The 21,945-nt window shown below is 43.8% G+C and carries 15 protein-coding genes; 8 read left to right on the plus strand and 7 right to left on the minus strand.

Annotated elements, in window-relative coordinates; all coding sequences use genetic code 11:
• Nucleotides 1–34 precede the first annotated feature (34 nt).
• Nucleotides 35–805: an FKBP-type peptidyl-prolyl cis-trans isomerase gene (fkpA, locus tag ACRN9H_RS13585; RefSeq protein WP_432314426.1), complete on the minus strand. Its 771-nt coding sequence runs from the start codon at nucleotides 803–805 to the stop codon at nucleotides 35–37.
• 154 nt (nucleotides 806–959) lie between these two features.
• Between fkpA and ACRN9H_RS13590 the strand changes: the two genes are divergently transcribed.
• The 7 genes from ACRN9H_RS13590 to ACRN9H_RS13620 all read left to right on the plus strand — a co-directional run bounded on the left by ACRN9H_RS13590 (nucleotide 960) and on the right by ACRN9H_RS13620 (nucleotide 10,171).
• On the plus strand, nucleotides 960–1,910 hold the full coding sequence (locus ACRN9H_RS13590; RefSeq protein ID WP_432314428.1) for a WD40 repeat domain-containing protein: 951 nt from the start codon (nucleotides 960–962) through the stop codon (nucleotides 1,908–1,910).
• A 9-nt stretch (nucleotides 1,911–1,919) separates the two neighbouring features.
• On the plus strand, nucleotides 1,920–2,132 hold the full coding sequence (locus ACRN9H_RS13595; RefSeq protein ID WP_220774696.1) for a SlyX family protein: 213 nt from the start codon (nucleotides 1,920–1,922) through the stop codon (nucleotides 2,130–2,132).
• 63 nt (nucleotides 2,133–2,195) lie between these two features.
• Nucleotides 2,196–2,753 carry a peptide deformylase gene (def, locus tag ACRN9H_RS13600; protein ID WP_432314430.1) on the plus strand — a complete coding sequence of 186 codons (558 nt, stop codon included), beginning with the start codon at nucleotides 2,196–2,198 and terminating at the stop codon, nucleotides 2,751–2,753.
• A complete protein-coding gene (locus ACRN9H_RS13605) occupies nucleotides 2,753–4,156 on the plus strand; it encodes a COG3014 family protein (protein ID WP_432314432.1) in 1,404 nt (467 codons plus the stop codon). The genes def and ACRN9H_RS13605 overlap by 1 nt, the downstream gene beginning before the upstream one ends.
• A gap of 69 nt (nucleotides 4,157–4,225) precedes the next feature.
• Entirely contained in the window at nucleotides 4,226–4,819 is a 594-nt protein-coding gene (lpoB, locus tag ACRN9H_RS13610) for a penicillin-binding protein activator LpoB (protein ID WP_432314434.1), read from the plus strand.
• 251 nt (nucleotides 4,820–5,070) lie between these two features.
• Nucleotides 5,071–7,704 (plus strand): aminopeptidase N, encoded by a 2,634-nt coding sequence (gene pepN / locus ACRN9H_RS13615; RefSeq protein WP_432314435.1) that lies wholly within the window; start codon nucleotides 5,071–5,073, stop codon nucleotides 7,702–7,704.
• 574 nt (nucleotides 7,705–8,278) lie between these two features.
• Nucleotides 8,279–10,171, plus strand: coding sequence for a methyl-accepting chemotaxis protein (locus ACRN9H_RS13620; RefSeq protein ID WP_432314436.1), 1,893 nt, complete (start codon nucleotides 8,279–8,281; stop codon nucleotides 10,169–10,171).
• Between the two features lie 142 nt (nucleotides 10,172–10,313).
• On the opposite strand, the gene ACRN9H_RS13625 is transcribed toward ACRN9H_RS13620, so the two are convergent.
• On the minus strand, nucleotides 10,314–11,750 hold the full coding sequence (locus ACRN9H_RS13625) for a diguanylate cyclase domain-containing protein (RefSeq protein ID WP_432314438.1): 1,437 nt from the start codon (nucleotides 11,748–11,750) through the stop codon (nucleotides 10,314–10,316).
• 333 nt (nucleotides 11,751–12,083) lie between these two features.
• Between ACRN9H_RS13625 and ACRN9H_RS13630 the strand changes: the two genes are divergently transcribed.
• Complete coding sequence (locus ACRN9H_RS13630; RefSeq protein ID WP_432314477.1) at nucleotides 12,084–12,980, plus strand: DUF72 domain-containing protein; 897 nt, start codon at nucleotides 12,084–12,086, stop codon at nucleotides 12,978–12,980.
• Nucleotides 12,981–13,061: 81 nt separating this feature from the next.
• Here the strand turns inward: ACRN9H_RS13630 and ACRN9H_RS13635 are convergent, their stop codons facing one another.
• The 5 genes from ACRN9H_RS13635 to prfB all read right to left on the minus strand — a co-directional run bounded on the left by ACRN9H_RS13635 (nucleotide 13,062) and on the right by prfB (nucleotide 21,495).
• Nucleotides 13,062–14,531, minus strand: a complete 1,470-nt coding sequence (locus tag ACRN9H_RS13635) for an inorganic phosphate transporter (RefSeq protein WP_432314440.1) — start codon at nucleotides 14,529–14,531, stop codon at nucleotides 13,062–13,064.
• Between the two features lie 225 nt (nucleotides 14,532–14,756).
• Nucleotides 14,757–16,442 (minus strand): glucan biosynthesis protein, encoded by a 1,686-nt coding sequence (locus tag ACRN9H_RS13640; RefSeq protein WP_220774081.1) that lies wholly within the window; start codon nucleotides 16,440–16,442, stop codon nucleotides 14,757–14,759.
• 488 nt (nucleotides 16,443–16,930) lie between these two features.
• Nucleotides 16,931–18,403, minus strand: coding sequence for a carbon starvation CstA family protein (locus tag ACRN9H_RS13645; RefSeq protein ID WP_432314443.1), 1,473 nt, complete (start codon nucleotides 18,401–18,403; stop codon nucleotides 16,931–16,933).
• A 461-nt stretch (nucleotides 18,404–18,864) separates the two neighbouring features.
• The gene (lysS, locus tag ACRN9H_RS13650) at nucleotides 18,865–20,367 is read right to left on the minus strand and encodes a lysine--tRNA ligase (RefSeq protein WP_432314445.1); all 1,503 of its coding nucleotides are present in this window, start codon (nucleotides 20,365–20,367) and stop codon (nucleotides 18,865–18,867) included.
• A 29-nt stretch (nucleotides 20,368–20,396) separates the two neighbouring features.
• Nucleotides 20,397–21,495 (minus strand): peptide chain release factor 2 gene (gene prfB / locus ACRN9H_RS13655; RefSeq protein ID WP_432314447.1). Its coding sequence is split into 2 segments (ribosomal slippage): nucleotides 20,397–21,419 and nucleotides 21,421–21,495, totalling 1,098 coding nucleotides; the frame shifts between segments, so codons are not numbered across the junction.
• Nucleotides 21,496–21,945: the final 450 nt, after the last annotated feature.

Here is a 21,945-nt window from a genome sequence, read left to right on the forward strand (position 1 = left end):
CGGTATTTTTAATAGCTATATATTACAAAGCCAATTATTTTTTAGCAGGTGCAGCAACAGGTTCTGCAGATGCTTTCTCAACTGACTTTAATTCAACTTCAAAAATCAGTGTCGAGTTTGGTGGAATAGTACCAGTATCGCGATCACCATAAGCTAGGCTTGATGGGATAACAAACTTAAACTTAGCACCAACAGGCATTAACTGAACGCCTTCAGTCCAACCAGGAATAACGCGATTTAACGGGAATTTAGCCGTTTCGCCACGCTTGTAAGAGCTATCAAACTCAGTACCATCGAGCAAAGTGCCCACATAATCCACTTCTACAGTGTCTTCAGCTGCTGGCTTCTCGCCCGTCGCCGGTGTCAATACTTCGTATTGCAAGCCCGATTCAGTGGTAACAACACCAGGCTTAGCTTTGTTTTCTTCTAGGTATTTTTTACCATCTTCAATATTTTTTGCAGAAATAGCAGTCGCTTGTTCCTGACGCTTATCGTTTAGTTTTTTATCTAAACTCTGAAGAATGGTTTGCATATCTTCTTCAGTTAATTTCAGCTGGTCATTCAAGCCATTAGTGAAACCGGTAACAATTAAAGTGCGATCTACTGGTAGACCTAACTCTTCTTGCTCTTTAATGTGACCTGACATGTAACGACCGATTGAAGCGCCGACACTGTAAGCTTCTTTTTGCGCTTCTGTCGTTAATTCAACATTTGCGCCAACACTTTCTGTTTTTTCTTCTTTATTACAAGCAGATAGCCCAATAACGGCTAATGCTACTAACGATAATTTATAAATCGATTTCATTAAAGCTTCCTCAGCATCCTCAAGCGGTTACAATAACCTAAGCGCGACAACTTTATACTAGTTATCTCAGTTATACCAACTAGATTCTTTATGGGTTAATAGTGATTAATGTCACTTTATCAACTCTAAAGACAGCAACTTAGGGAGCAAGTTCATGAAGAAATACCTACTGCTGGTAATTTGTACTATTCTTCTTGCCGCTTGTAGCCCTAAAGCGGAAGATATTAGCATTCTCACGACAGAACCTAGCTATAGCGCTAGCCTGTCAAGTCATGGGGAATTTGCCCTAGTCGCAACACAAAATAGCGGAGTGCAATGTTGGGATCTCAGTACTCATACACTTAAATATCAGTGGATACATGGTGATATCAATACCGGTGTTACAAGCACAGCGATTTCTCCCAACGGGACATTTGCCGCGTCGTTAAGTCGAGATTCTGTCGCTATATGGAGAATGGCTGATGGCAAACCTTTAGGCTGGTGGTCCTTACCATCATCCGGTGAAAGCGTTGCAGTAGCGGATAATGGCGTGCTACTCGTTGGTTTAAACGATGGTTCAGTCATGTCACTCAATTCAGCCCGAAGTGCCTTAATCAAATTTCTAGGACATAAAGATCGCGTCAATAGCGTGGCGCTCTCCGCGGATGGCCGATTAGCATTAACAGGCTCAAATGATATGCAGGCTATTCTTTGGCAAGCACAAACCGGACAACCGTTACATACTTGGACCTTAAGCAGCCGCATTACCAAAGTCGCGCTCAATGAGAGTGGCAGTTTAAGCTTCACCAATGGCAGCACCAATGAAGCCAAAATTTGGGATAACACAAGTGGTAACCTTTTAAATAAATTGGATATTCAGCGCCGTCAAATGAACTTTTCAGCGATAAGATTTGTCAATAATGACACTCAAATACTGACGGGAACCCCCGCCAGAGAAGTCATACTCTGGCAACGTGATACCGGTAAAGAAATCGGTAAATGGCAGATTTCACTTACTAAAAACAGCCAAAGTCGAGGAGCCGTTGTATACTCAGTAGCAATTCGAGATACCAATAAAGTCGTTAGTATCAGTAGCCAAGGCCTAGTTGAAACTTGGCAGCAATAGAGGTTAGTCATGCAAGGCGTACAAACACAGATTGAAGAGCTAGAAACTAAATTGGCTTTTCAGGAGCTCACCGTCGAAGAGTTAAACCAAGAAGTGATCAAGTTGAATCGACTTGTCGCCCATCAGCAGCACCAAATTCATATGTTAATTGGTAAGTTGCAAGACATGGAGCCGAGTAATATGGCGACTCAGGCTGAAGAAACGCCGCCACCTCATTACTAACCCGATACTGTTGATTGAAACTTTAATTAACAGACGGTCAACGCAAAATATCCAGGGAATGCGATGTTTACATTTTTAAGGCCAACCCCCTCTGCTCTATTGCCCATAGCGTTAGTGGGTGAAGACATTCTCAAGCAACAGGCTATCGCGGTGCAGCACTTTGACGCCGCGCTTACTGAGCTTGCCCAGCAAATGTCTGCCAGTATGGCAGCGGCCAAAGGTGTTGGCATTGCAGCCCCGCAGGTACACAGTCCTTTAGCCTTATTTATTATGGCCTCACGCCCGAACGAACGTTATCCCGATGCGCCGAACATGGCTCCCGTCGTGGTGGTGAATCCTCGCATTATTTATGCATCAAATGACTTCGTCAGCGGAGAAGAAGGTTGCCTATCAGTCCCAGGGCAAAGATTTACTATACAAAGACATAAAACCATTGAAGTGCGTTATCAGAATTTACAAGGCGAGTGGCAGCAGGCAAAATTAACAGACTTTATCGCACGTATTTTTCAACATGAGTTCGATCACCTTCAAGGGATCACCTTGCTTGAGCGATCACTGATGCCTGAACAAACTCACGCTTTGTCACTCCAACCGACTACCGTAAAAGGTGAAGCACAATAATGAAACCGTCCTTCGTTGCCCCTTTATGTCGAACTTTTATAAGACCCGTGCTAATGCTAGGTGTGGTGTTGAGCTTATCAGGATGCGCCTATAACAGTATTTTTATCAATTACCCCGCACAAATTGAACCAATTAAACAGCAGCTCAATAGCGTAACTCCCTTGGCGGATATCGATAAACTAACGAGTAATATCACAGGTAAAGATGGCCTACTCTACGCTCAAGAGGCGGGCCGTATAACCCAAGTTGCAGGCGACTTTGCGCGCAGTAAACAATATTACCAACAAGCGGTCGATGCCTACATCGCCTTTGATGATAAAGCCAAAATCAGTGCCAGCGGCATAGGCGCCACCGCAAGTAGTCTAGTGTTAAACGATAATGCAATCCCCTATCGAGGCCCTGGATATGAACGTATTATGCTGCACCAATATCAGGCACTTAACTATTTGTTTAGTGGCGATTATCAAGGCGCTTTAGTTGAGGTTCGTCGCAGTAACGAGCTGCAAAGTAGCGAGCAAGAACGCTATCAAAAATCACAACAGTCAGTACAAGCCATGGCAAACGGCACTATCGATGCCGAAGTTAACAAACTAGGTCAGGCGGCAGGAACAGTGACCAGCTCTTTCTTAAACGCCTACAGTTATTATACTACCGGCCTGCTGCATGAAGTATTGGGTGAGCCTAATGATGCTTATATCGATTATCGTAAAGCCGCACAAATCACTCCCGATAATACTTATTTACAACAAGATCTTGTACGCCTGGCTAAACAGCTTGGTATGCCACAATATGATGAGTTTAAACGCCGTTGGGGTGATGCTACGCTACCTAATCCGCAGGATGGCCAAGTTATTTTAATGGTCGAGCGTGGCTTTGTACCTGCAAAACAATCACTCACAGTACCTTTTACCATCCACGGCAACTGGCAGACCGTATCGTTAGCCACTTATATGCCAAACAATACTTTTGTACCAGAGACGCAAGTACAAGGCTTAGGTACAGTGCTGAAAACAGAACCGATTGCTAATATAGATGCGTTAGCTATCACTGCACTGAAAGAAGAACTGCCCGCCACTTTAGTGCGCCAAGTGGCTCGGGTGTACGCTAAATCAGAAATGGCCTATCAAATCGAGAAAAGTGGCAGCCCTGGTAATAACGCCGCGAATATCGGGAGTATTGCCATGCAGATTTTTAACGTAGTAACAGAGCAAGCCGACCGCCGTAGTTGGTTAACGCTCCCAAAACAAGCACAAATCGGGCGGCGTTATCTAAATGCAGGTGAATACACTTTGCAGATAGATAAAGCGCCACCGGCAAAAATTGACGTTGCAGCAGGCAAAACCACCTTAGTCTGGGCAATTGATACTGGTAATTACACCCGCATTTATTCAATAATCATCTAGCCTAGCGCAAGATGCATTTAGATAAGACGAGTGTTATTGGGTTTATACAATCACAAAATGGAACTGACTATGAAACAATTTAAACTGATTTTTGTGCTAGCTGCGGTGATCGGGCTAGCAGCATGTCAATCTAAAGTTGAATATGGCGATGCCACCGAAGTTGAAACCGTCAACGAAAACTTTGGTTCAACGGATCTACAAGCTATTGCGGCCAAAATGGTCGATAGTATGATGACGTTCCCACCGATCGTCGCAATGACAGCCAACAATCGCCCCATCCTGTTCGTCGATAGCATTAAGAATAAAACTTCTGAGCATATTGATACCGAGTCAGTGACCGACTCTATCAGTAACAAGCTATTACGCTCAGGCAAGTTCCGCTTTATCGATATGACCAAAGTAGATGCCGTTCGTAAGCAACTAGACTACCAAAACAATACAGGTATGGTCGATCCCTCAACCGCCATTAAGTTTGGTCGTCAAATCGGCGCTCAATACATGTTATACGGAAATTTATCCAGCATCGTTAAGCAAGACGGTAGCACTAAAGACGTGTACTACAAGATGACAATGCGTTTAATGGATTTAGAAACAGGCTTGATTGAATGGTCTGATGAAAAAGAAATCCGTAAAACAAAGTCTAAGTCTTTCTTAGGTATGTAATTATCCTATAGAACGCAATATGTAAAGTATTGCGTTCTCACAAAGCCAGCTTAAATGCTGGCTTTTTTTTACATTTTTAACATTGGTTATCCTAAGTAAATAAGGTAGTGTACTCGGCCAAAATACCCTGCAATGATGCCGCTATAACTTAACCGCGCTGCCAGCTAAGGCTCACCTTAGTCATGCAAGCCTGTGCGATAGCGAACGCTCACTCTGCAGCTTAAAAATCAATTGTTTGAAGGATTTAAGTTGTGAACTTGTTTAAAGCCAGTTTGGTTGCCCTTACCTGTAGTGCATTAATGTCGTGCGCAACCCATAGCACATTGAATACAGCACCGCGCGATAACAGTGCTTATATCAGCCAATATCAGGCATCACTTCGCTCACAGGTCATTTCCGATGTTCGCTATGAGTTGGATTTTAAACTCACGGGTGAGACTGAGTTTTCTGCCACGTCAAAGGTAACATTTAGGCTTAGTGAAGTACCCAAACAGTTGAGTCTGGATTTAAATAAAGCACAGATAAAACGCCTTATAATCAATGGCACAGCGATATATCCTAACTATAATGGTGCCTATATCAGCTTGAACACGCGTTTACTGACCTCAGGTGAAAACACGGTCGAGGTACAATTTACCCGCGCTCACAGTACCAATGGTGAAGGTTTACATCGCTTCCAAGATCCGGTTGATGACAAAGTTTATCTTTATTCTCATTTTGAACCCGCTGCAGCCCAGCAGATGTTTGCGGTATTTGATCAACCCGATATCAAAGCTAACTATCAAATTACTGTCACCGCCCCCAAAGACTGGCAAGTCATTAGCTCAATGCGTGAAACACAAGTCACTCCAGCAGGTGCTTATAACCGCTGGAGCTTTCCTGACACGCCTAAACTGAGTCCGTATAACTTCTCGATGCACGCTGGTCCTTACCATGTGTGGCAAGATAACTCAGGTCGTTATCCAATGCGTTTATTTGCCCGTGAGTCTGTGGCAAATCAAGTAACGCCACAAGATTGGTTTACCTACACTAAACAAGGGTTAACTTTCTTTGATAACTACTTTGGCATTGCTTACCCGTTTAAGAAATACGATCAAATTCTAGTGCCAGACTTTCTCTATGGCGCCATGGAAAACGCAGCCGCGGTGACCTTTTCAGAAGATATTTTCCTGCATAAAGCAGCGATGACAGCCGATCAAAAGCAAAGTCTTGCGGGCGTTATCATGCATGAAATGGCACACCAATGGTTTGGCGATCTCGTCACCATGAAATGGTGGAATGGTCTGTGGCTTAATGAAAGCTTTGCTTCTTTCATGGGCACACTCGCGACTCAAGAAGCGACTGAGTTTACTAATGCATGGCGCAACTTTTACGCCACAGGTAAACAAAAAGCCTATGAGCAAGATAGCCTAGTCACCACTCATCCCATTGAAGTACCCGTCGCGACAACCCAAAATGCCTTCGATAATATCGATGCGATTACTTATCAAAAAGGCGCGTCAACACTAAAACAACTGCGCCACTTGCTAGGCGACATGGTATTTAGGCGCGGCGTAAGTAATTATTTAAAACAATACAGCTATCAAAATGCCGAATTAGACGATTTTATTAATAGCCTAGGTAAAGCCGCAGGCCGTGATTTAACGGCGTGGACTCAAGAGTGGCTCTATAGTGCTGGTGTTAATACGATTAAAGCGGAATACCGTTGTAATGGTAACCGCATTAGCGCATTTAGCCTGGTGCAGCTGCCAGCAAGTGCCGAACTCCCCATCTTGCGCGAACAAAAAGTTCAAGTGGCTTTGTTTACTCAATCACGTTCTGGCTTGAGAAATGACATTACCGTGCCTGTGACTTACAAGGGCAGGCGTACTGAAGTCAAACAACTGGTTGGCGAACGCTGCCCTGATTTAGTGTATCCAAATTTTGATGATTGGGGCTTTGTCAAAGTAGAGCTCGATAGAAAATCTTTTACAACAGCTCAGCAACAGCTGAGTAATGTATCAGATCCACTGCTACGTTCTATGCTATGGCAAAGCCTGTGGGACAGTGTTCGCGAGGGTAAATTAAGCCTAGAACAATATCTCAGTACTGTTTTTGTGAACGCGCCAGCAGAGTCCGATTACACTATCGTCGGTCAGATTATTGATAGCATGTTGCGCTCAAAGGAATATTTAGCGCAAATTGCACCAATTCAACAAAATTACGCTGAAAATGCCATAAAAGGCTTAAGCCAAATGAGCCTGAGAAAGACGATGGAAAGTAAAGACGATAATGACTTTCAGCGCCGCTGGTTTAATGCCTATGTCAGTTTAGCGAGCGATAGGGATTCACTACGTCATTTAGCGCAGCTACTAGACGGCGACACCAAAATTAAAGGATTAACCTTAGATCAAGATTTACGTTGGGCAATCATCATTCAACTGAATCGTTATGATTTTCCTAATGCATTGCAGCGTTTAAACACTGAAGCTATCAAAGATAATTCTGATGCAGGCCAAAAAGCGGCACTTGCTGCCGAGGTTATTCGCCCAGAGGCTAGCGCAAAACGTCGTTGGTTAAGTAAAGTCCACCAAGACAGCTTGCCCTTTGCTAAACAACGGATTGTCATGGCCAACCTTTATCCTGCAGAGCAAAAGCTATTAAGTGCAGCAACCGCCGAAGAACGCCTGTCGAGCTTGAACGATATGGACAAAAAAGGGCCGGTATTTATGCGCAACTACGGTTACAACCTGATCCCTACAGATTGTAATTACACAAGTATTGCCGCATTAAATAAAGTTCTCGATAGCCAAACCGGATTATCGAATCTCGCTCGCCGCACTTTACTCGAGACCCGCCAAAAAGAGCAACGTTGCGTACTAATAAAAAATACTATGGCTCACTAAACTGAGTCATCGCCATTACTGAAGAGGCTCTACTGAGCCTCTTTTTTATTAATGGGAGGAATTATTATAAAAACGGATCAATTTATCTAACGGTAATGGTTCTGCGTAAAAATAACCTTGATGAAGGTACACGCCTTTAGCGGCGAGATAATCAACTTACACTTTAGTTTCAACGCCCTCTGCCACTATATCCATATTTTATTCGTGGCCAAAAGCTATTTAACTCTAACACGGTAAAATCCACTTCATATCACAACACTCACTTATATAAACTGATACTTTTAAGGTGATGAATGTAGTCCCTTTAAGACATTTCACCCTGTCTTAACTATATTTTAATTCAACATATTTTTTGCATTATTAAAGAGTACATTGTATTCAATAAAGTTATTAACCTCAAAGCATGCTTGGTATTGATATCTATAATCGGTATTTTTAATATTTAATTTAACAAAGCTTAATATCAGTGAATTAAAGCTATTCATGTTGAATGACCCTATTATTGATTAATACCTTAACGATTTCCGCCGCGATATTAAAACGTTAAATAACTAACATAAATAAGGAATGAGTTATGCAAATGACGCTCAAAACACGACTGCTATTTAGTAGTCTCTTCGCTGTAGTATTCACCATCGCGGTGCTAGTCAGCATATCCAGTTATTTTATTCGAAGTAACGCATTAATAAATACCCAGAATGAAATTGATCAATTGGCCAACACCTTTGCACAAGGAATGGGTTTATGGATGCAAGATAGAAAAATAGCCATTACCAGCCTAAAAAAAACAATCGAAACGAATCCAAACCTTGACGTTACGCCATTTTTACAGCAAGCACATAATACGATGGACTTTTCGCTCACCTACTATGGTAACGAGCAAGGCGACATGTATCGCCAAGATCCCTCGTTGAATACCGCTAATTATGATCCCCGCACACGCCCTTGGTATATTAGTGCTAAAGCCGCAAAAAAAATGATCATGACGGCGCCCTATTCCAGTGCAACCTTAAAAAAACAAGTTGTGACCATTGCCGAACCCGTCATGAACGCGGGAACATTCTTTGGGGTCACGGCCGCAGACTTAACGATAGATCAACTAACTGATGCGGTGCAACGCTTAGAAGTGCCCGGTAAAGGCTATGCACTAATGGCCAATAGTGCGGGAATGATTATCAGCCACCCTAAAAGTGAGTTAAACGCTCAGCAACTGACTGACATTGATACTAATTTCAATAATAGCTGGTTATCACAACACATTACTGCCAATACCATGGAAGAACGCACTCTCGATGGTGCAACTAAATTAGTCTATGTTGCGGCAATCCCTTCGACGGATTGGGCGCTGATTTTCGTGATGGATAAACAAGAGATTATGACACACGCCACGACATTAGCTTGGTGGATGTCTGCCGTGGGTATCGCTCTTCTAATACTATTCGGTTTGATTTTATTCGCGATATTCAAAGTCCAATTTAAAGACCTCGAACGCGTTGCTCAAGCCCTCAACGACATAGCCGAAGGTGAAGGTGATTTGACCGTACGTATTCATACAGCCAACAAGCACGATGAAATTGGTATGCTAGCATCGGGCTTTAACCGCTTTGTCGAACGTCTTCACGGCATGATTTCTCGCATGCATAAGATTGCAGGTCAACTCGAGTATCAAGCCAAGGGCAGCAGTGCATCGGCAACAGATAACAGCCAGCGCATTGAAGTACAACAAGATGAAGTAACTATGGTCGCCACCGCCGTTACCGAAATGGCCAGCGCGACTGAAGAAATTGCCAGCAATGCAGAACATACGGCGCAGACAGCACAAAATGCGGTTGGGCTGTCAAAGAATGGCCATAAACAAGTCACACAAAGTCAGCAATCTATCCGTAATTTAGCCAGTGAAGTTGAAACCGCTGGGCGTATTATTGGTGAATTGAATGAGCACTCACAGAAAATTAACAGCATCTTATTGACCATCAGTGGTATCGCCGAGCAAACCAACTTACTCGCACTCAATGCAGCCATCGAAGCCGCACGAGCAGGTGACCAAGGTCGGGGCTTTGCAGTCGTTGCAGATGAGGTTCGCGTACTATCACAACGCACCCATTCATCGACACAAGAAATTCAAGCCATGATCGAAACCCTACAACAAACCGCGGGCAAAGCCGTTAAGTCTATGACCCAGAGCCATGAAATGGCAGAAACCAGCGTGAATGATGCTAATTCAGCCAGCGAAAGTTTACTGCTTATCAGTAAAGCGATTAATGATATTTCAGATATGGCTAGCCAGATAGCAACAGCAGCTGAAGAACAAACTTCAGTCACGAGCGAAATCAATCGCAATACGGAGTCGATTCGTGAAGTATCTGAAAACCTGTCAATTGAAGCACAAACCTCTATGGTTCAAGCTCAAGAACTGGCTCATTTAGCCGCCTCACTACAGCAAGAAGTGAATAGCTTTAAGCTTTAAATAAGACTCTACCTGACCATAATAATGCCCGCGTATGTCACTGACATACGCGGGCATTTAATGAGTGACTATAGGCTTTTAACACTCTGCCATTAAACGACAAAACCTCTATAACCACATGAATAATCGAAATAAATTAGGCTTAACTCATTTTAGCTGTCACGTTATCAGGAGTATCAACGTCAGAACGAACTGATTGAGGGCTCACATGCACGGTTCTTAATCCTTGATAGCCCATTTCAACTCGGTTTCCACCATTCTTTTTTGCTTTATACATGGCAGCATCTGCACAGCAGAGTAACTGTTTTTCATCCGCACCATGCTCTGGATACAAGGCAATGCCAATACTTGGAAGTATGTACAGCTGCTCATCAACAAGTTCAAAGGGCTGATTCAATGCTTGTAATATTTTTTGAGCCGCCATTAAGGTATTGTGCGCTGAGTCAACACGTTCAAGTAAAATAACAAACTCATCACCGCCAAAACGCGCGACCGTATCAGCGTCTCTCACGCAACTCACTATCCGCTGTGCTGTTTCTTGCAATAATAAGTCACCCACGTTATGGCCAAAGGTGTCATTAATCCATTTAAATTTATCTAAGTCCAAATAAAGCAAAGAGAAGTAACTTGACTCTCTATGCGCACGAGATAACGCTTTTTGAAATCTATCGTAGAAGAGCTCTCTATTGGGTAACAACGTCAGTTGATCATAAAGTGCTATATGCTCTAGTCGAGCAAGCATTTGTCGGCGCTCAATGGCAAAGGCAATTTGTGTCGATACAAATTCCAACAGTTCACGGTCTTGGTGCGTGTAAGAATCAGAATCTGGCTCATTGTGCATCATTAAAGCACCGATAACTCCTTTTTGTAGCTTTAGCGGCACTCCTAGCCAACTTAAACTGCCATTATCAAGCTCTTCCTGCATCATCTGAGGATAGTCAGCTAAGCACGTTGGGCAAAGTAATAAAGATTCTGCACTGTGGATGACTTGTTCGGTAAAGATACTAAAACGACTAATATCAATATATGTATTTTCTTGAGCCGTCACTTTATAGGGGAAACTGAGCTCGTTTAAATCTTGATCATACAATGCAATAGCAAAATTTGTTGCCGGTAAAAGTTTAGCAATAATCTCGTGAATACGACGATAGAGGGCGAGGAGATCTTCTGCAACATGCACAGCTTCAGAAATCTCATATAAGGCCGCTTGTCTGCGCTCTGCATTTCTGCTTTTAGTGATATCTCTGGCAACGGCTACGCGCTGTTGATAAGCATCAGACCAGCGGGCAGACCATAGAATATCGATAACAACACCATCTTTGCGCACATAGCGGTTTTCAAAATCGACTTTAAATCGACCTGCCATAATTTCATTAGCCGTTGCAAGGGTGCGCTCTCTATCCTCAGGTAAGACAAGCTCAAGCATTTGCATACCGATCATTTCTTCTGGGGTATAACCAAAAATACGCTCGGCCCCAGCACTGACAAACTCAAATCGTCCCGTCTTATCAACAACACAAATAGCATCTAAAAGAAGGTCGATAAAATTACTTAAGGAAGTGTAGCCATCATTATTCACACAAGGCTCCAATTAATATCGATAACCAACTAAGTCTAATGATAAACATAAATCATACTATTAGAGTAGGTTAATTCTCTAAAGCGTTCCATGATAGTTCGACTTAACTTAGACTAAACTCACAACAACCCGAACAGAATGCACTGACAGCATCGTGCATAAGGGCTCGTTTAATCTCAGATGAAATGATGTCGGCACCATACCTAAAGCGATAGCCTCGCACTATAGTCGATATGTACATTCCCTAAACGCTAGCCAGACTGAAGGAATCTATTTTTGGAACAACGCTTTTCTTCACCCCATAATCCGACGAGTTTACGCCTTGGGCTTGCCATGTGGTCACATCCACGTTGGCAAGAGAGCATTTATGGGCAAGGGATAAAGCAGGCTGAAAGGCTCGCGCGATATGCGACTATGTTTAATACTGTAGAAGGTAATACCAGTTTTTATGCTACGCCAGCACAGAAAACCGTGCTGAATTGGCATAGTGCCACACCCGATGATTTTCGCTTTACTTTTAAGCTACCGCAAACGATTACACACCAAAAGTTATTGCAATATTGCGCCCAAGAACTGAAGGACTTCTTTGACGTAATGGCGCCATTAATCGATAAAACTGGCATGTGGAAAATTCAACTCCCAGCTCATTTTAGCCCAGCGTTACTCCCTGTACTTAAACAATTTTTAGCGCAAATCCCACAGGGGCTTACCTATGGTGTCGAAGTACGGCATCCCGCCTTTTTCGCCAAGGGTGATGCAGAGCGGGAACTGAATCGATTGTTAATAGAAAAGAAAGCCAATCGCATCATCATGGACAGTCGCCCACTGTTTGCCCTACCACCGCATAACGCCGCCATTATCGATGCTCATAATAAAAAACCACGGGTACCCGTACATGCTATCGCGACCGCCAATCATCCTGTCGTGCGTTTTATCGGGCAACCTGACGATACCGTAGCGCAACTATCACAGCAAGGTGTGAGTGCTTTACCCAAAGATAACGATGTCTTTTTCGATAATTGGCTACTCCAACTGCCGCAGTGGCTTAAAGAAGGACGAGAGCCCTATCTATTTATCCATACGCCCGATAATCACCACGCACCCGAACTCGCGATTCGTTTATATCAAAAACTGCGCAGCCAAATTGCTGCGCAAATTCAACTCGCCGAGATAAACCTGCTTGAGAAAAAACCTGAAGAAACCAGCACACAGATGGGGCTCACTTGGTAAAAGTCACAACCGAAATGCTAAGTGCCAACCCAGATAACAGTGTTAGCACTTAGTATTGAACGAGATAATTAGGTAAGTGAACTAGCCAAAAAGTGTATTGGCGAGGATAAACACTCCGGCAGCAAGCAGCATAGTAATGGGTAACGTAAGTATCCAAGCAAGCATGATTTGTTTAATCGTTTGACTCTGTAAACCTGAGCGGTTTGCAACCATAGTACCGGCTACGGCAGAGGATAAAATATGCGTCGTCGATACTGGCATCCCCGTTAAACTTGCAATTCCAATCGAGGCCGCGGCGGTCACCTGCGCAGCAATACCTTGGCTATAAGTCATACTCGATGAGCCAATTTTTTCTCCAACGGTATAAACGATGCGTCGCCAGCCTACTAAGGTGCCACAACCCAGCGCTGTAGCAATGGCTATAATCACCCAAAGGGGCGCATATTCCGTCGTTTTTGTGAGATCTTGGCGCCACTTAGCTAATGAACGTAAATCTTTAGCGGGGAGATCTAATTTCGATATTTGGCGAGCAGTATCATCAATACACAGTAATAACCGTCGCACTTCTCGTCGCTCTTCTATGCTCATGTCTTTATAAGTCGAAGCGTTAGCTAAGCGGTGCTCGAGCAGCGACATCGCGGGCAATACATTGACCGAAGAACAATGGACCAGCATATTCTCAGGCGGATTTACCGGAGCATTAAAGTCGATCATCTCAGCGATAACCGCTTGATTGCGATCGTAAATCGCCATAATGCGTCTATTCGCATCTTGCGTTTTTTCTAAATCGTAGGCTTGGCTACCCATATCCAAAGCGAAATAAGCCGGCGCAACACAAATTAGCACCAGCATCACTAAGCCAATGCCTTTCTGCCCATCGTTAGAACCATGGGCAAAACTCACGCCCATAGCAGAGACAATCAAACTTACCCTTGCCCAAAACGGCGGATGTTTTTTGCCATTAGCCTGCATCTGTTCATCAGGAGTGCGGTGAATTTTATGTTTTTTCCAGATCAATTTCATCACGAGCAAAAATATTGCGGCCGTCACAAATCCTAAAGTAGGGGAAATGATTAAGGACAACATGATCTGCGATGCTTTAGAAAGATTAATGCCTTGTAGAATCGGCTGATGGTTCATCCATGCAAATGCCCCACCCACGCCCATAATCGAGCCAATCAAGGTATGAGAGCTCGATGCAGGAATACCAAAATACCAAGTGCCTAAGTTCCAAATGATGGCTGAAAACAACAGCGAAAACACCATCAATAAACCTTGGCTAGAATCCATACCCAGCAAGGAGTCTACCGGGAGCAAATGCACTATCGCATAAGCAACGCCTAAGCCGCCTAACAACACACCAGCAAAGTTACACAATGCAGAAGAAACAACGGCGAGGTTTGCCGGCATAGCCTTGGTATAAATAACCGTAGCGACAGCATTAGCAGTGTCGTGAAAGCCATTGATAAATTCGTATGCCAATACAAAAAGTACCGCAAGCACTAATCCCACTGACCAAGCAAAACCGAGTGTAGTGAACATCTCAAACATAAAATACTGACCCTAGGTAATAACGGCTACAGATTACGCCCAAGTTTGGCTTCTGTTACAGTGATAAATTGTTTAGATCGCCAAAAAGTGAATTAGACCCCAATAACTCAGCGCTAAACTTGCAATTAAACAGAGTCGCTCTACACCATAAACCGTAACGCTACTGCCCAAATAAAAACGCCAGCTAACTTAGCTGACGTTTTAGGGTAATCATTGACTGATTATTTACTGCAGATGACCTGCGTTATGCAGTTCACGGTCATCTTGAGCCGGTGGGCTCCATTGATACATCCATGTCTCAGACAACGGCTGACCATCAACTTCTAAATAGACGCGTAAATTAATCGGCTCAAGGCTGTCTTCTGGTGGCACTACGTCAAACATCGCGCGGTAGCCATTGATAGACGCCAATGGGCGTGCAGATTCAATCTCTACTTTGCCTGCTGAGGTACTAATCACAGCTTTAACTTGGGTGTTTTTACCTATCATAGGTAAAGTACCGCCGGCAAAATCAACCACAAAACGCTTACTGTAGTATTTGCGTTTCTGGCCAACAACACCGCCAATGCCAGTGAAAGTATCGACAACACGGGCACGAGGTGATTGAACAGGTGGAATCCCGCCCCAATACATGTTGTAGCTATACAGCAGTTCTTGCCCTGGTAAAATCGGCTCTGCCGGATTCCAGAAAGCGACGATATTATCGAAGGTTTCATCCAGTGTTGGAATTTCAACTAACTGCACCGAACCTTTACCCCAACTACTGGTAGGCTCAATCCACAAACTGGGGCGTTTATCATAAAACACGCCGTCGTCTTGGTAATGATCAAAGTTACGGTCACGTTGCAGTAAACCAAAACCTTTAGGGTTTTCATCGCTGTAGGCATTGAATCGCAGATTTTCTGGATTACCTAACGGACGCCAAATCCATTCACCGTTACCCGTGTGCATGGCTAAGCCATCAGTATCATGGATTTCTGGACGCCAATCATAACCCGTACGGCGATCGTTCTCACCCACCATAAACATACTGGTCAGTGGCGCCACGCCTAAACGTTCGATCGCTTTACGTGGATAGACAGCCACATCTACCTTCATTTTTAAACGTTCACCCGGCTCAATATCAAAACGATAAGCCCCCGTGACACTCGGAGAGTCTAACAAGGCATATACTGTGGTGATATTTGACCCTGGTTTAGGTTTTTCTAACCAAAAGTTGGTGAACATTGGGAATTCTTCAGGCTTAGGCAACGCCGTATCGACCGCTAAACCACGCGCCGATAAACCATATTGCATCTCTTGGCCCACGGCACGGAAATAACTGGCACCGAGGAAAGCCACGATATCGCGCTCCCAATCGGTATTGAATTGCATACGGAAACCCGCAAATCCAAGATCTTTAGGTAACTGACTGCCTTTGACCTTTGATTTACCGTAATCAAACATGGAAGACGAATACTCGATTGGCTTCGCCTTGCCATCGTTCAACTCATAAATATGAATTGGCGTGTCGAAATACAGACCAAGGTGGAATAGCTCTGCGCGAAACTGCGACTCTTGATCACGCCACAATGCGGCTTTTTTCTTGAAATGAAATTGTTGGTAATCATCCCAGCTCATACCCTGAAGACTTTTAGGCACTTCGCCTTTATGGCTCTCATAGGGTTGTGATGCCATAGTTCGGGCATAACCTTTAAGCCAAGCATAACTAAACTCTTCACCTTCTGGTGATGCTTGTTTGCTCGCAGCGCAAGCTGAAAGACTCAGTAATACACTACAGGTTAACAATACGCTGCCAACCATACGCTGCAAACGGCCGCGGCGACTAGAGGATTGAGCTTCAATCGATGATGCAGTCATCATCGATTGTGGGTAAACATTTTTTTGTTCGGGAAATAAGTTGGGTAGCATAAGCAGACTCTGAATTGGTGTAACTTCCTGACACTTCTCTGCAAGTTTAACTAATTTGCAGCGATGGCCCTATGGAGAACTGTTGATGACAGCGGTAACAATACAGCTATCGGCAACAATTCGCCAGAATCTAACATACTTTCTATTGAATGGAATATGTCATGTTAGCTATTTTCAATGGTAATCCCTATTTATGAAAATATGATTAACAAACTTAACGCTTTTTCACTACAAAAACGCGCAACGAACATAAACCTCCATCCCGTAATTAAGCAACTTGTCATCAGTCTCGGTATGGAAACACCGCTATTTTTCTTTGGCTTGAACCTACAACATAGGTAGAAGGCAATCCAAGGTTATGTACTAAAAATAATCACTTTAGTATCTAGGATGACTACTTATGATAAAAAAGTAAGGGCTGCAAATGCAGCCCTTACTCATACTATGTCAGTTATCGAATAGACCAATTTGATCCACTCTTCTGAAGCCTACTTAGCCTCGGCTAGCGGCTTACGTCTGTTATGCGCAATAATTAATGCGACGAGACAGATAACGCCAACAGCAATACCGACTGGCTGGCTCAAAGGTTGTGGTAACCCAAAACCAATACCCGCGGTCATGATATAAGACACTGTCACACTAGTACCGCCAATCGCAGGTAAGCTAACAATCCAGTGGAAAGTACCACGATCAAATAAATATTTAGTTGCTAGCCACAATACACTGGTCGACAACAGCATGTTTGAGAAGGCAAAGTAACGCCAAATCAATGTGAAATCGATTTTAGTCATAAAGTAGGCAATGGTCAGAATAGGCACTGCCACGAATAAGCGATTTCGCATGCTCTGTGGAATATTAAATGCGTCGATAATGGTTAATCGTAGCGATCTAAACGCGGTATCACCCGAGGTTATAGGGAATACTGCCACAGCAAGAATCGCCATCACACCACCAAATACGCCAAGGTATGAGGTTGCAACCTGGTTAACGATTAATCCTGGACCGCCTTGGTCAAGTATGGCTTTAAGTTCAACATAGCCACCTGGGAATGCTGCAATACCAGCGATAGCCCATACACATGCCACAACACCTTCAGCCACCATAGCGCCATAATACACAGGGCGAACATATTTTTCGTTAGTTAAGCAACGGGCCATAATAGGTGCTTGAGTCGAGTGGAAACCACTAATAGCACCACACGTAATGGTTACAAATAGCAGCGGCCATACCGGTAAACCATCAGGGTTTGGTGCCAGTAAGTCGTTGTTGTAATGGCTGTGATCAAAATAAGCAAAGATATCGCCAATTTCTGGCAACTGCGGTGCATTCAGTAATAATGCGACCGCAATTGATGTGGTCATAACAATCATCAATAAACCGAATGCGGGGTATAACTTAGTGATAATTTTGTCAATTGGCAGCATAGTAGCAAAAAAGTAATAGGCTAAAATGACTAACACCCAAAAGGTATTATTACTAAAAATAGTATCTTTAAAAAAGTCAAGATTACTCAGTAACCCTGCTGGGCTCATAATGAAAACAACGCCCACAAAAAATAACAACATGGCTGTAAATAACAGCATCACACCTTTAAAGTAGATATTAAAATAATGGCCTGCAATTTCTGGCAAACTTTTACCATCTTCTTTAATACTCAGCACACCAGAAAAGTAATCGTGTACTGCACCACCGATAATATTACCTAGCACAATCCACACTAACGCGATGGGTCCATATAGTGCACCCAGAATAGGACCGAAAATAGGCCCTATACCTGCGATGTTAAGAAACTGGATTAAAAACGCTTTTGCGGGATGAACTGGCACATAATCGACGCCATCTTCGAATTTAGCCTGTGGCGTCAGTGCTTTTGGGTCGATGCCCGCTTGACGTTCGACAAAGGGACTATAAAACTTGTATGCAAGCACAAGAAGTGCGATACAAATAAAGAAAATTAACATTATTTAATCCATGCTTTATTATGAAGTTATTTAATGTAGAGTTTCATTGAGTTAGACACCTAGGTCAAGCAACAGGGCACTAGACTAAGGTCGAGTAGATTATTTGAAACCGCCGCGCCAATGACTTTTGACCTAAAAGCATTTGAAAAATAGTGCACCATACTGTTTAACAATACCTCCCCCGAAAGACTGACGCTCAGTATTTGCGCAAAGGAGCTTAATCAATATAGCTAATAGTCTTCTGCCGCGAAGATATTCTCCAGCGGTTCTTCTATCGTGACACCAATTCCCTATGCTTACCGAAGTCACTCATCGCCTATAAATGAATAAAAAACAAAAACCAGCCGTTGGCTGGTTTTTTACATCGCATTCATATCTGCAATCGTGGAAAAGAGCCCACCGATTAACTGCAGAGTAAATAAACCCAAACAGCGACAGCTAACTTGGGTTATCCAACAGCATTACGCCTGTGGGCGCATAGCAGGGAACAGGATCACGTCACGGATAGTATGAGTGTTAGTAAACAACATCACTAAACGGTCGATACCAATACCTTGACCTGCCGTTGGTGGCAAACCGTGTTCCAGTGCAGTGATATAGTCTGCATCGTAGAACATAGCTTCATCATCACCAGCATCTTTAGCATCAACCTGTGCTTTAAAGCGTTTATCTTGATCTTCGGCATCGTTCAGCTCGCTAAACCCGTTAGCCACTTCGCGGCCACCGATGAAGAATTCGAAACGGTCAGTGATGAAATGGTTGTCATCGTTACGACGTGCCAATGGTGAAATGTCCGCTGGGTAGCCAGTGATGAAGGTCGGTTGCATCAATTGCCATTCAGCGGTTTCACCGAAGATTTCTTCAAGCAGCTGACCACAAGTCCAGAACTTCTCAATCTTCATACCTAAGCTTTTCGCTAAATCGCGCATGAATTCAACATCTTTCACTTGCTCATAGGTCATAGCTTGGATAGTGGCGTTATCAGGATTGTACTTCTGAATCGCTTCTAACATGCTTAAACGTGCGTATGGGCCACCGAAATCGACTGTGTGCTCACCGTAGGGCATTTGCGCACTGCCAAGCAGTTCGATAGCAATCGAGCTGAGCATTTCTTCGGTTAAGTCCATCAGATCTTTGTAGTCTGCATAAGCCATATAGAATTCCATCATAGTGAATTCTGGGTTATGACGTGGCGACAGACCTTCGTTACGGAAGTTACGGTTGATTTCGAACACACGCTCAAAACCACCCACCACTAAACGCTTCAGATATAGTTCTGGCGCAATACGCAGGTACATTGGCATGTCTAAGGCGTTGTGATGAGTGATAAAAGGACGGGCCGAAGCACCACCTGGGATTACGTGCATCATAGGGGTTTCAACTTCCATGAACTCTTTTTTGATCATGAAGTTACGAATTGCAGAAACCACTTTAGAACGCATGATAAAGGCATTGCGCGAATCTTCGTTAACGATGAGATCCACGTAACGTTGACGGTAACGCATTTCTTGATCGGCTAGACCATAATAATCCGCAGGCAATGGACGCAGCGCCTTGGTCAGTAACTCGTACTGTTCCATGTTGACGTATAAGTCGCCTTTACCAGACAAATGCAGCTGACCGGTTACACCTATGATGTCACCGATATCCAGACCTTGAAAACGCTCTTTCAAATCAGCTTGTACGCTTTTTTCAGCGTAAGCTTGAATACGGCCAGACACGTCTTGGATCACTAAGAAAGGACCACGCTTTGCCATGATGCGGCCAGCGATGCTGGTCTTAAAACCTAAGGCTTCGAGTTCTTCTTTAGTGCTTTGACCATACTGTGCTTGTAATTCAGCCGCTTTATGGGTGCGACGGAAGGTATTAGGATGTGCATTAGCACTGCAGTTTGGGCGAATGCTATCTAGCTTGGCACGGCGCTCAGCGATCAGTTTGTTCTCGTCAATTACTTGTTCAGTCATCTTAATTTCTCGTCTATAGCTTGAATTAATTACAGCCCAGATTTCAAACTGGCTTCGATAAACTTGTCCAGATCGCCATCGAGCACCGCCTGCGTGTTGCGGGTCTCAACGCCTGTACGTAAGTCTTTAATACGGGCATCGTCTAATACATAAGAGCGAATTTGGCTACCCCAACCGATATCAGACTTAGCGTCTTCTGCGGCCTGTTTGTCGGCATTTTGCTTATGCATTTCTAACTCAAACAGCTTGGCTTTCAACTGTTTCATCGCAGCGTCTTTGTTTTTGTGCTGAGAACGGTCGTTTTGACACTGCACGACGGTGTTTGTCGGTAAGTGAGTAATACGAATAGCCGATTCCGTTTTGTTAACGTGCTGACCACCCGCGCCAGATGCGCGGTAAGTATCAATCCGTAGATCCGATGGGTTGATATCAATGGTGATATCGTCGTCGATTTCTGGATAAACGAACACAGAGCAGAATGACGTATGACGACGACCCGATGAGTCAAATGGCGATTTGCGCACTAAACGGTGTACGCCAGTTTCGGTACGTAACCAACCAAACGCATATTCGCCAGTAAATTTAATGGTCGCGCCTTTAATACCAGCGACATCACCATCGGTGACTTCCATTAATTCAGGGCTAAAACCATGGGCATCGCCCCAACGTAGATACATACGCAGTACCATGTTGGCCCAATCCTGAGCTTCAGTACCACCACTGCCAGACTGAATGTCTAAATAGCAGTTTGATGCATCTTGTGGGCCGGAGAACATACGGCGGAATTCGAGATCAGCAAGACGGCTTTCGAGATAATCCAGCTCTTTACTGGTTTCATTGAAGGTATCTTCATCGGCCTCTTCGATAGCAAGCTCGAGTAAGCCTTCAACATCCTCAAGACCTGAGTCCATATCATCTATGGTTTTGACCACGGCTTCTAAACCAGCACGTTCTTTACCTAAGGCTTGGGCGCGCTCTGGGTCGTTCCACACTTCTGAACTTTCAAGCTCACGGGTAACTTCTTCTAGACGCTCATTTTTGGCATCGTAGTCAAAGATACCCCCTAAGAAGCTGCGTGCGCTCGGCAAGCTCCTTAATTTTGAATTTTACTGGATTAACTTCAAACATGAGTTTTCAACTTTCTTTATTTGGCCGCTTTAATTGATCTTCCACTAAAAGAGGCGGTGATTAACAGTATTTGCAACCGCGCATTTTAACCTAAGCAGGCTGGTAAACCTAGGGGTGCACTGTTCATTAAATGGGATAATAAGGATTATTTTCCAACCTAAAAGACCATAGTACTAAAGCCGAGACTAACAAAAAGCAATGAGTTAAGACTGTGATCTTACTTAAATTTAGCCAAGATAGTGCTATGCGTGAGGCCAATGACTGACTTACAAACGCTCTCCTGCCTAAAAAAAACCCATAATATCAAAGGAAACACAACTAAAAAGGCCAGATAACGCCAACCCCATCACGACTAAATGAGAACAAACATTCACCAGCGCACAGTCTGGGCGGGTTTGTGATTCAAGCTGCAATTTTGCAGCAAACTTCCCTCGCCCATAAGCGTCTTCT

Origin of the sequence: Shewanella sp. MF08487, from assembly GCF_050848685.1 — a bacterium.
Lineage (GTDB): Bacteria > Pseudomonadota > Gammaproteobacteria > Enterobacterales > Shewanellaceae > Shewanella > Shewanella glacialipiscicola.